This is a genomic window from Kurthia gibsonii, from assembly GCF_006539985.1.
GTDB lineage: Bacteria > Bacillota > Bacilli > Bacillales_A > Planococcaceae > Kurthia > Kurthia gibsonii.
In genome coordinates this window covers 41,827-53,119 of the sequence record NZ_BJOB01000017.1, presented here as the reverse complement: position 1 = coordinate 53,119, position 11,293 = coordinate 41,827, and the positions used below count along the sequence as shown (strand labels likewise).

Here is an 11,293-nt window from a genome sequence, read left to right as displayed (position 1 = left end):
TTATTCAGCAGCTAACCAAGAACGTGTAGCGGATAACTATGTGAAACAACGCTACGGTTCATGGGAAAAAGCAAAACAATTCTGGGTTTCAAACGGCTGGTACTAAGATTTTTTAAAACAGTAAACTAAAGAGGGGCTGCTACGCGCAGTTTCTCTTTTTTATTAGGTAAAAATCAGATTGAGACATGAGTGTAAAAATACCCTCCTATATGAGCATAAGAAAAACTGGAATCGCGCTGTGACGCGGTTCCAGTTTTTCTTTGTGAACGCTAAAAAAGAAAGTGACATATTTCATCCCAGTCTGATTTTCTATTTTGGCAGAATGATTTGCCAATCAGCTGCTTTTTGAATTTTTTTAGATTTTTCATCAAGAACATCTGTTGTCTTCACTTGGATTGTTCCTGCTGACTTTTCATGTAAAATAACGCCTAAATTACCACGCTTTATTTCACCAGGAAGATAAGTACCATTCAAATTATCTAAATAAACTTCTTGCTCATGTGTCCACATCTGTTTTCCTAAAGAAGCAACAGCAAATGGCGCAAACTGAATTTTTTTCTTTCCGGTATTTTCGATTGTCACAAATACTTTCGCAATCGGAAAAGTAGTACGGTCTGTTAATCCATGAAAATAATCAATCATACTGTGAGAAGGTGTCAGTTGTAAAATTTTTGTTTCGTGAACGGTCAATTTTATATCACCTAAATTATACGTATCTACTTTGAATGAAGCATTCTCTAATGTAGCAACACCAAGGCGAGAACGAACGGTATCTTCTTGTTCTTTTAAATTCGTATCATCGGGTACTTGAGGGTTGACCGTATAATCTGTCCGATAATCTTCTTGTTGTTTTTCTGGTTTTGTTTCAGCTTGTGACGTGCAACCTGCGAGTAATAAGCACAAAAATAAACTACCATACATCCATTTTTTCATATAAGCCTCCTATGTAAAACAGAGACAATTCATATAGAATTGCCCCCGTATTCCTTAGCGGTCTTTAATGACCGTTTGTTTTTTCGCACCTTTTTCAATAATCTTAAAGATTTTTTTCGCTTGGTCAGTATTATCAAGTAACCCGCGGAATTGGTCTGATCCTGGTCCATATGCATAAACGTTTACATCTTCACCTGTATGTCCACCTGTTGTCCAACCGGTATTTGAGCGCTGATTGACAATTTTTTCGATAGCGTTATCAATCGTTGTTACATCTTTTTCCTTTACAGTGACAACAGATTGAATTTCTTCTTCACTTAGAGGGAATTGAATGTATTTTTTTAATACTTTTTCAGGTGCGACACCGTCTGTAATTTGTTCTGCCATAAAGTCAGGCGTTCTTGTAATGGAACGAATCACTTCAGGATTCCAATTATAGTCGCCACCTTGCGCTACTGAGAATCCACCCGTTGAATGGTCAGCTGTTGCCACAACTAATGTATGTTTATCTTTTTTAGCGAACTCCACAGCTGCTTCGAAAGCATCTTCAAAATCTGCCATCTCACTCATAGCACCGACAATATCATTATCATGTCCAGCCCAGTCAATTTGACTGCCTTCTACCATTAAGAAGAAACCTTTTTTGTTTTTAGATAATTGTTTTAATGCTGCATTCGTCATATTACCGAGAGAAGGAGTCGAACTATTGCGGTCGATTTTTTTATCTAATCCACCATCTGCAAATAATCCAAGTAGTTTTTCATTTGTATTTTTTTGAAGTTGATCTTTTGATGTGACATAACGATAACCTGCTTTTTTAAATTCCTTTGTTAAGTCACGGTCTGTTCGTACAAAGTTCGCTTTACCACCACCAAGTAGAACGTCTATCTTATGTTTACCTTTAATTTTTTCATCAAAATAATCATCCGCAATCCCATTCATATTCTTACGCGTTTCATCATGAGCGCCAAAAGCAGCTGGTGTTGCATGTGTAATTTCAGATGTTGCAACAAGACCTGTTGATTTGCCTTGTTCTTTTGCGGCTTCTAAAACGGTTTTCACATTTGAACGGTCATTGTCAACAGCGATGGCTGCATTGTATGTTTTAACACCAGCAGACATGGCAGTAGCTGCACTTGCAGAATCTGTTACATTTTGCGCTGGATCTTCAGGATATGTCATCTGTTGCCCAACTAAATAGCGATCAAATACACTTTTATCGACGAACTTAGTCGATGAGCTATTTTGTAAGTAACGATAAGCAGATGTATAGGATGTTCCCATACCGTCACCTATTAAAAAAATGACATTTTTAATTTCGGGTGTAGCTGTTTTTTTCTTTGTTGCAGCAGAGACATCAGACGTTTGTCCAGCTGCAATGGTAGAGAATGCTATTGCAGATGCAGCAAAAGTAGAGAGTAATTTTTTTGATATGATTTTCAAGGGTAAATCCTCCTTTAGTTTTATAATTTTACTATACAGAATAATTGTAAAGGAGGATTGTTCTAAATGTAAAAGTATGTAAAAATAATAAAATGATTGTCTTTTCTATAAAAATACTTTTTTAATATTTTAGTAAAAACTAGCAACCATGTTTAAAGTATTTATTTTTAGGATAAGATAATAAAAGAGTCTTGCTGTAAGGAGGAAGCTATATGTCAAAAATATCGTTTATTCTACCGGCATACAATGAAGAAGAGAATGTGCCGCGAATTTACGAAGCGATTGATCGGGAGGTTCGAGAGTCCAAATACGACTACGAATTTATTTATGTCGATGATGGGAGTAAAGATCGAACGCTAGAACGTATCAGAGAACTACAGCAAAAAGATAATCACGTGAACTACGTATCTTTTTCAAGAAATTTTGGTAAGGAAGCGGCTATCTATGCAGGTTTACAACATGCTACGGGAGATGCAGTCATCTTAATGGATAGTGATTTACAACATCCGCCAAGTTTAATAATGGACATGATGAAAGGTTTCGAAGAAGGGTATCACCAAGTCATTGCTTGCCGCGATCGTCGTGGAGAGAGCATGGTTTATCGTGGTATTACAAACACTTTTTATCGAATGATGAATAAATTAAGTACAGTAGAATTACAAAATGGCGCAGGAGATTTCCGTCTATTAAGTCGCCAAGCAGTTGATGCACTTTTATCTTTAAGTGAAAATAATCGCTTTTCAAAAGGGCTTTTCGAATGGATTGGATTATCAAAAAAGAATATCTACTATGAAAATGTCGAGCGTCAATTTGGCGAAACGAAATGGTCCGTTAGTATGTTATTCTCGTACGCAGTAGATGGTATTTTATCCTTTAATACAAAACCGCTTCGCATCTGTCTATATTTAGGGTTATTGACGGTGCTTTCAGGGATTGCTTATATCGCAATTATGCTTGGAAGAATCTTTTTCAAAGGAATTGACGTACCTGGCTACTTTACAACGATTTCTGCCATTCTTGTGCTGGGAGGTTTACAGTTGATGAGTTTGGGTGTAATTGGCGAATATATCGGACGCATCTATTGTGAGGTAAAAAGAAGACCGCACTATATCGTAGGCGAAACGAATGTGAATCGTGCATTACGTGTTGTGAGTATGGAGAAGAGTAAGGTCAGTTCAAAATAGAAAATGAGTCGTGTGTATGAATACTAGAAAAGAATATATCAAATTTATCATTGTAGGTGTTCTCAATACGGGCCATTATTACTTATGGTATCTGCTACTCTATACAGTATGTGAATGGCCTTATCTCCTCAGTCATATTGTGGCGACATTTAACAGTATGATTGGTTCGTATTTTATGAATGTATACTTTACGTATGAGGAAAAACCATCATGGAAATCATTTTTACTCTTTCCATTAACACAAGTAACGAATATCGTCATTCAAACGATTGGTATGTTTGTATTTGTGGAATGGCTGTTTGTGTCACCTTATTTTGCACCGATTGCAACAGTATTAATTAGTATTCCGATTACTTTTGTTGTGACAAGGAGGATTATCCGTGTTTCAAAAGAAGCGTAGAAGGGTCAACGGAGTTGTGCTAATAAGCATGCTCATCATCTCTTTATTGGCACATCTTTTTTACATAATTACCTGGCAACAAGGTACTGTAATGAAGGGGATTAATGACGGCTTATCACAAATGCTGCCTTTTAAACAATTTATTTATAATCAATATGCAGAAGGACGTTTTTTCTATTCTGCTGATTTCGGACTAGGTGGCGATTTTTTTAGTTCGCTCGCTTATTACTTCACAACGAATCTCTTTTTCTTACCATGGGTTGCAATCACATGGGGGTTTGCAACTCTTTTTCAATTTACGCCAGATTTTGATTACTGGACGATGCTCGTCTTACCAATGAGCATATTTAAACAAACAGTCATCATGTTTGTTGCGTATATATTTTTAAAGCAAATCTTACAATCCATTCGCGGGGCATATGTTGGTGCAGTTTTTTATGCACTAAGTCCATTTTTCTTCCGGCATGAGATGTACTGGGATATTTTAACGGATGCGATGTTCTGGCTACCGCTTATTTTAATTGGTGTTGAGCGAATTATACGTAAACAGTCACTATTCGTATTTACACTATCAGCAGCACTCATGATGATTAGTAACTTTTATGTATCCTATGTTGTCTTATTAACCGCAGTAATCTACATGATCGTACGTCAATTTATACATCTAACAGATAATGAAAGAAGCGCTTTTGAGCAGTTAAAGCGATATATCGCAAGTGGCATCATCAGCTTTGCTCTTGCTTGTTTTGCGTTTATACCAGCTGCTTATGGATTTATAAATAATGTGAGACCGCCATTTCAAGACCCAATCAAAGGTTTTGAAATCAATGACGCCATCATCATGAATCCGCGTGTTTTATGGTTACCGATTTTTATCTTTATTTTATTCTTTATCAAACCGTTATATCGTCATCGTACATTCCGCTTCTTTGCAATTTTTGCAGGGGGAGGAATCATTGCGCACTTTATTCCATATATCGGCAGTATCTTTAATGGTTTTTCAGCACCACAACAGCGCTGGGAATCGATTGTTATCTTAAGTTTTGCAGGGATGCTTGGTGTAGCGATTAAGTATTTTGAAGAATGGCGTCGAGATCGTACGATTGTTTATGGAGTCATTGGCTTTATAGCACTATGGAGTCTCTTTATATGGCTCACACCACAATATGAATCATCTATGCCATTACTGATTACCACAGCTATATGGCTTGTTATTTTCGCTATTACACAGTGGTATCGTGCACCACTCATTTGGTTTTCAGCAAGTATTCTCGTGTTTAGTATAATTGAAGCCAATATTTTTTCAGAAGATTTAACAAAAACAGGTGTTGCAACGAAGTCCTTTATCACATCAGAAGCGTATCATTCGAATGAGCAACAACAAGCAGTCGAATGGATGCAACAACGTAAAGTTTCAAAAGATGCACGCATTGATTGGATGGTACCTTATCGTAATAATACACCGATGGTTCAAAACTTCCGAGGAACGAGTATTTATTCCAGTATTCTAAATGGCGATTTACTATTATGGTATTTACGTGACTTGCAAATTGATATGGCACGTGAAAGTGTTAGTCGTTATGGAACGCTTGGTAATCGCACAAACTTAATGGCGATGCAGCAAGTTCAATTTTATATGCGTGAAAAGTCGAATGAAGCAGTACCATATAATTACCGTCTCGTAAAGGTAAATGAAAATACGCAAATTTACGAAAATGACCAATATTTACCTGTATTTCGTATTGCGACAAAAACGTATCGTCAGTCTGATTTAGACGATGCACCGGTTCTTGCGAAAGAACATGCAATGCTAGATGGCGTTATTATGACAGATGGTAAGGAAAAAGCACCGAAAGTCAAAAAACGTAAGATTCTAAGCAATACGGTACAAGGTGGGCATTGGGATGGTGAGGAACTAATTATTGATCAAGATAAAGGTCGTGTAGCATTCAGTCTTGCACCAATTATGGGTGCTAAAACAATGTATGTACAGATGTATATAGAAGGTATTCGGAATTACACAGGCTTTACAATGGAAGCAAATGAATACCGTACAACACGTAAAAAATCGAATTCCATCTATCGTACGAATTATAATCATATCACGCTCGCAGTCGATGCTTCTGATCAATTACTCATAGAATTACCAAAGGGAACGTATCGTTTAAAAGATGTAGCGATTTATGATGAGGATTATACAACATTAAATGCAGCTTATAATAAAAAGAATGAAGCAGATGTCTCGTGGAACCACGGCGAGGCGAGTGGTGAAGTAAATGTGAAAAAAGACGATGTACTCGTATCGTCGATTCCTTACGAAAAAGGATGGCATGCTAAAGTAGACGGAAAAAAAGTAGCAGTCGAAAAAGTGAACTATGCTTTCGTTGGTGTTCCAATGGAGGAGACAGGGAAGCATGAAGTCGAACTATACTACCGTCCACCATACTGGCCATATGCCTTATGGGTTTCGGTTATAACATGGATAGGATTTTTACTCTATTGGTGGCGACAACGACAAAAAATACCGAAATGGCAACGTGTTTAAAAGAAAGCAAATTAAATAACCCCTATCAAATTTATATACGATTTGATAGGGGTTATTTTTATTTGTAGTTCTTACTTAAAAAAGCTTTTGTTCGTTCGTGTTGCGGATTGTCGAAAATTTCTTCAGGTGTTCCTGCTTCTACAATCTCACCATCTGCCATAAAGACAACACGATCGGCAACTTCACGCGCAAATGCCATCTCATGCGTTACGACAATCATCGTCATATCTTCACGCGCTAAATCTTTCATTACTTTTAACACTTCACCTGTTAATTCAGGGTCTAGTGCAGAAGTCGGTTCATCGAATAATAGTAGTTCAGGGTTCATCATTAATGCGCGCGCAATGGCGACACGCTGCTTTTGACCACCTGATAGACTATTTGGCATCGCCTCAGCCTTATCTGATAAGCCTACTTTTTGTAATAGTTCGCTACTCTTTTGACGAAGGGCTTGTTTCTCTTGTTTTTTCACAAGACGAGGTGCCATCTCTAAGTTTTCTTGAACCGTTAAGTGTGGGAAGAGGTTAAAATGTTGGAACACCATACCCGTCTTCGCTGTAATCGCACGAATATCCTTTGCTTTCGGATAGTGACCATCTTTTGCAAGATATTCGCCGTCAATGACAATCGAACCACCATCAATTTTCTCTAAATGTACAAGACTACGGAGCATTGTACTTTTACCTGAACCAGAAGGACCAATCACTGCTACAACTTCATTCTTTTCAACAGAGAACGTAATACTTTTTAATACTTCATTTTGACCAAATGATTTTTTTAAACGATCAATTTCAATAATAGCCATGAAAATCCCTCCTATTCAAATGAAAATTTCTTTTCGAGTAGTTTAAAGATGAATGTTAAGACTGCAGTTAATAATAGATAGATGACACCCGCAATAACGAATGGGAAGAAGTTTAAATCACGATTTACAGCTGTCTGTGCATAGTGTAATAGTTCAGGAACTGCCACTGCGTATAGAAGTGCTGTATCTTTCATTAATGTAATCGACTCATTTGCAAGTGCTGGTAGGGCAATACGGAACATTTGAGGAATGACAATACGTGTTAATGTTTGGAATTTATTAAATCCAAGTACCTGTGCTGCTTCGTATTGACCTTTATCAATTGATAATACGCCACCTCTAAAGATTTCTGCAAAGTAAGCTGCATAGTTTAAAACGAATGCAATTCCTGCCGCTGTGAAACGATCCAATACTAAATATTCGCCAATACCTGGAATGACAGGAAGACCAAAACACACAACAATCAGTTGTAATAATAGCGGTGTACCACGCATAACATAAACGAATGTATGCGCTAACCATGCAAGTGGCTTAAATGCACTTTTTTGTGCCAACATGACTAAGAAGCCAAGTGGAATCGACAAAACAATCGTAATAAAGAATAACAGCAGTGTCATTTGAGCGCCTGTCAACATAGGTTTTAGTACAGACATAAAATAATCAAAGCTCATAAATAAATTGTCCTCCTCATTTCTTGTAAAAAGCTCCTTTGTAAGTGTATCGTGTTCACAAAAAGTCGACAAGTGTCAATTTCTCACACTTGTCGATGTGTTACGACCTTTTTACTTTAATACTTTACTTTCACCGAACCATTCTTTTGAAATCTTTTCAGCTTCGCCATTTGTATTCATTGTATCAAGTGCTTTTTGTAACTTGTTTAATAATTCTTCATTACCTTTTTTCACACCAATACCGTATTGTTCAGGTGCTAAAGATTCCTCAAGTAATGTGTATGTGCCTTTTTCTTTTTTCATGTAGTAATCAATAACGACTTCATCAATAATGACTGCGTCTGTACGGCCTGATTTTAAATCGTTTAGTGCGAGCACATTATCTTTATATTCGCTCACGTTTTTCACGTCTTTTTTAATTGGGTTTGCATTCAATGCCTCAGAAGCTGAAGATTGTGCTTGTAAACCGATGTTTTTACCTTTTAAATCGGCTAATTTTTTAATTGGTGAATCCGCTTTTGTTACGATTACTTGTGCATTTTCTAAGTAAGATTTAGAGAATAATACTTTTTGTTTACGTTCATCTGTAATTGTATAACCGTTCCAAATTAAATCAATACGTCCACTTTGTAATTCAGCTTCTTTTGTTGACCAGTCGATTGGTTGGAATTTCGCTGTATAACCCATTTCTTTTGCTGCAGCTTTTGCATAGTCGATATCGAAACCAACTAGTTCATTCTTGTCATCTCGGAATCCCATTGGTGCAAATTGATCATCAACACCAATTACCAATTCTTTTTTATCTGAGCTATCTGCTTTTGATGTACCACAACCTGCTAAAACAACTGACAAAGCAAGTAGTAGCGTAAAAATAAGTCCCATCTTTTTCATATGTATTCGCTCCTTTTTTAAGTAAAACACTTTAGTGTGCTAATGTATTAGTAAGTGAATATAGTATAACATTAAAAGACGAAATTAGACAATAGCTTTTTACGAAAAATAATAAGAACTTTTGGATTTACATTTACAACCAACTACCATTTTGTTACTGTAAACGTACAGTCAAAAAAGAGGAGGATTGTATGAAAAAAATCGTTACAGCTAGTTTATTGTGCGGTACTTTACTATTAACTGGTTGTACAGAATCGGCAGACAACAAAGAGTATACACGTACAGAACAACAAGCCAAAAATTATACATTATCAAAAGATTTCATAATGAATGAGATGAAATATAAAAGTTACACCATATATATAGAAGAAAGTCAAAAACAAATAGAAAAGACCATCGCAAGTTATGTAAAAAAAGAAGGTTTTAATGAAGAAGGATATGACAAAGAAGGGTATGATCGGCGCGGTTATAACCGGAATGGTTTTGATCGAGAAGGTTATGATCCAGATGGTTTTAACCGTTTAGGTATAAATAAAGAAGGTACTACACATGAAGGTAAACCATCGCATTTTAGAGCGCCATACGACCGTTATGGTTATGATGCAGCAGGATATGATGCAGATGGTTATGACCGCTATGGTTATAATCGACAAGGCTTTAATGAAGATGGTTTTAATAAAGAGGGAGACTATAAAGATGCGAGTGAGGAATCAATTCAAGCCTATAACAAACGAGAGTGGAATGAGATTCCGAAAGAAGAGCAATTCCAGCATGCACTGTATTTTCCATTAGTTCAAAATTGGATGAAAAAACAGCCGAAGCTTCAAGAACAATATTACGAACAAGGCGCACATCCATTTAGTGAAGCAGCCTACCACTTGAATTTACTTTATAATACGCAACCAGCACTGTTTGATGATTTACTACCATTTGTTCGTATAAAAGCAGTTGCACAGTTTCAACCAAACCATTTAAATAAGCATGATCAAAAGATTCGACTAGAAGCAAAAGACGGAACGATGTTAACGCTAATACAAGAGGATGCACTATTACCGAAATATTTAGAGCGTAAATGGTCGACCCTTGAATCTGTGAAAGAGGGGCAAACCATCACATTAGATACTGAAGAAGGAGTAAGCGTAACTTACGAAGTAGTACAAGTGACAGATTTAGCACCAACTGAACAAATCTATATCGATGTAGCTCGTCAAGCCATTCAACAGTCAAAAGGCAAGTGGGCAGAAGCACAGTATCGTTTTGATGAAGCTTTTTATAAAGCAGTAGATGCAGAAGAAAAAGAGATTGCTTTGAATCAAGTTGTTTTAAATCAATTAAAAAAAGAGCGCAAAAAATCATGGCCTAAAAACTATCTACATGATTCTAATGAAGAAATTGAAGTATTTAATGAAGAAGCAAGAGAACAGCTGATTACACAACTCATGCATGATGTAAGTGGCTATGATTTGATGAAAAAAGAATTGAAGTAAATAAAAAATTGTGATAAAAAGTTTTTCATGATTCTATATAGGTTAGGATATACATGTAAAAGAGGACCTTATATGAGCAACAAAAAATCGGAACCGTGCTGTGGCGTGGTTCCGATTTTTTGTTGCTAAATGATATATTTTGTCCCAAAAGGTCATTTAAAAAATATGCAGTGCTTTGATGGTTTCATTGTTATTATTCAAATACAGGCTTATATGTAAAAGTTGTGTACCCACCAAGAATACCAACCCCTTCAATAAGAAAAAGCCTTCTTTTTTCATCTTCTAATTTAATACTCTTTTTATTGAAGAAAAAATAATCTTCCGACGTTCTACTTATTACTTTTTCACCTTCTGTATTCGACACACATGCTTTTTCTTGGCAATCGAATGGGTGTTGAACGGCTAACCAATCAGTGAAAGAAGCATTAGATGGTTTTGCCAGTGGTAATATAAAAAGAAATATAATAAAAAGTGACCAGATAATGAGACTACTATGTTCACGTTTAACAACTGCTATCGTACCTATTACGAATGCAGCTATTAATAGAACAATTCCTAAAAACATTACGATGAAAGATTGTTTGATACCAAGAAAAATAATTATAATACCTAACAAAGTAAATAATAATGACAAGCGAGAATAGTTTTTCTTCATCGTGAGCCTCCAATTTCGCTTGAATTCTGATTTATTAAGGTTAGAGAAGACTTCTTTACTCAACATAAGAATAAGAGGATGCCTTGATGTAAATAGAGCAAGTATATAAGTTTAGATAAACACCTTCTACCTTACAATCCATTAAATTCGGCATGCCACACACAAGTTGCTTGCTATTTTATAAAAAAGTCATACAAAAAAGAGACTGCATAGGCAATCTCCTTTTTGTATGACTGAGAACAGTTTATGTCCTCGTCTTTTTCTATAAAAAACAACGTG

Annotated in this window: 11 protein-coding genes; 5 read left to right on the top strand and 6 right to left on the bottom strand. The window is 36.2% G+C overall.

All coding sequences use genetic code 11. The annotated features are described in order from the left end of the window. A partial coding sequence (locus KGI01_RS14255) for an aggregation-promoting factor C-terminal-like domain-containing protein (protein ID WP_458859445.1) occupies positions 1-106 on the top strand: 106 nt, incomplete at its 5' end. A gap of 203 nt (positions 107-309) precedes the next feature. Here the strand turns inward: KGI01_RS14255 and KGI01_RS07250 are convergent. Both KGI01_RS07250 and KGI01_RS07245 read right to left on the bottom strand, forming a co-directional pair. Further along, positions 310-933 (bottom strand): hypothetical protein, encoded by a 624-nt coding sequence (locus tag KGI01_RS07250; protein ID WP_141274137.1) that lies wholly within the window; start codon positions 931-933, stop codon positions 310-312. Positions 934-987: 54 nt separating this feature from the next. Next, on the bottom strand, positions 988-2,376 hold the full coding sequence (locus KGI01_RS07245; RefSeq protein WP_141274136.1) for an alkaline phosphatase: 1,389 nt from the start codon (positions 2,374-2,376) through the stop codon (positions 988-990). 212 nt (positions 2,377-2,588) lie between these two features. Here KGI01_RS07245 and KGI01_RS07240 point away from each other — a divergent pair, with 212 nt between their 5' ends. The 3 genes from KGI01_RS07240 to KGI01_RS07230 are packed head-to-tail and all read left to right on the top strand — an operon-like array spanning position 2,589 to position 6,505. Then, positions 2,589-3,560 carry a glycosyltransferase family 2 protein gene (locus KGI01_RS07240; RefSeq protein WP_141274135.1) on the top strand — a complete coding sequence of 324 codons (972 nt, stop codon included), beginning with the start codon at positions 2,589-2,591 and terminating at the stop codon, positions 3,558-3,560. 16 nt (positions 3,561-3,576) lie between these two features. Continuing rightward, positions 3,577-3,960 (top strand): GtrA family protein, encoded by a 384-nt coding sequence (locus KGI01_RS07235; protein ID WP_068454075.1) that lies wholly within the window; start codon positions 3,577-3,579, stop codon positions 3,958-3,960. Further along, entirely contained in the window at positions 3,941-6,505 is a 2,565-nt protein-coding gene (locus KGI01_RS07230; protein WP_141274134.1) for a YfhO family protein, read from the top strand. Before KGI01_RS07235 ends, KGI01_RS07230 begins: the two co-directional genes overlap by 20 nt. A 58-nt stretch (positions 6,506-6,563) precedes the next feature. Here the strand turns inward: KGI01_RS07230 and KGI01_RS07225 are convergent, their stop codons facing one another. From KGI01_RS07225 to KGI01_RS07215, 3 genes are all read right to left on the bottom strand, one after another. Then, positions 6,564-7,310 carry an amino acid ABC transporter ATP-binding protein gene (locus KGI01_RS07225; RefSeq protein WP_141274133.1) on the bottom strand — a complete coding sequence of 249 codons (747 nt, stop codon included), beginning with the start codon at positions 7,308-7,310 and terminating at the stop codon, positions 6,564-6,566. An 11-nt stretch (positions 7,311-7,321) separates the two neighbouring features. Next, positions 7,322-7,981, bottom strand: a complete 660-nt coding sequence (locus KGI01_RS07220; RefSeq protein WP_087680570.1) for an amino acid ABC transporter permease — start codon at positions 7,979-7,981, stop codon at positions 7,322-7,324. Between the two features lie 111 nt (positions 7,982-8,092). Then, entirely contained in the window at positions 8,093-8,872 is a 780-nt protein-coding gene (locus KGI01_RS07215) for an amino acid ABC transporter substrate-binding protein (protein ID WP_141274132.1), read from the bottom strand. A 191-nt stretch (positions 8,873-9,063) separates the two neighbouring features. On the opposite strand from KGI01_RS07215, the gene KGI01_RS07210 reads away from it, so the two are divergent. Then, positions 9,064-10,359 carry a hypothetical protein gene (locus KGI01_RS07210; protein ID WP_141274131.1) on the top strand — a complete coding sequence of 432 codons (1,296 nt, stop codon included), beginning with the start codon at positions 9,064-9,066 and terminating at the stop codon, positions 10,357-10,359. A gap of 193 nt (positions 10,360-10,552) precedes the next feature. Here KGI01_RS07210 and KGI01_RS07205 read toward each other — a convergent pair whose 3' ends face one another. Beyond that, positions 10,553-11,014 carry a hypothetical protein gene (locus KGI01_RS07205; protein WP_141274130.1) on the bottom strand — a complete coding sequence of 154 codons (462 nt, stop codon included), beginning with the start codon at positions 11,012-11,014 and terminating at the stop codon, positions 10,553-10,555. Between the last annotated feature and the right edge of the window lie 279 nt (positions 11,015-11,293).

Coding starts and splice junctions, on each gene's coding strand:
- KGI01_RS07205 (WP_141274130.1), bottom strand. CDS start 11,014: ATGAAGAAAAACTATTCTCGCTTGTCATTATTATTTACTTTGTTAGGT.
- KGI01_RS07250 (WP_141274137.1), bottom strand. CDS start 933: ATGAAAAAATGGATGTATGGTAGTTTATTTTTGTGCTTATTACTCGCA.
- KGI01_RS07210 (WP_141274131.1), top strand. CDS start 9,064: ATGAAAAAAATCGTTACAGCTAGTTTATTGTGCGGTACTTTACTATTA.
- KGI01_RS07235 (WP_068454075.1), top strand. CDS start 3,577: ATGAATACTAGAAAAGAATATATCAAATTTATCATTGTAGGTGTTCTC.
- KGI01_RS07240 (WP_141274135.1), top strand. CDS start 2,589: ATGTCAAAAATATCGTTTATTCTACCGGCATACAATGAAGAAGAGAAT.
- KGI01_RS07220 (WP_087680570.1), bottom strand. CDS start 7,981: ATGAGCTTTGATTATTTTATGTCTGTACTAAAACCTATGTTGACAGGC.
- KGI01_RS07215 (WP_141274132.1), bottom strand. CDS start 8,872: ATGAAAAAGATGGGACTTATTTTTACGCTACTACTTGCTTTGTCAGTT.
- KGI01_RS07225 (WP_141274133.1), bottom strand. CDS start 7,310: ATGGCTATTATTGAAATTGATCGTTTAAAAAAATCATTTGGTCAAAAT.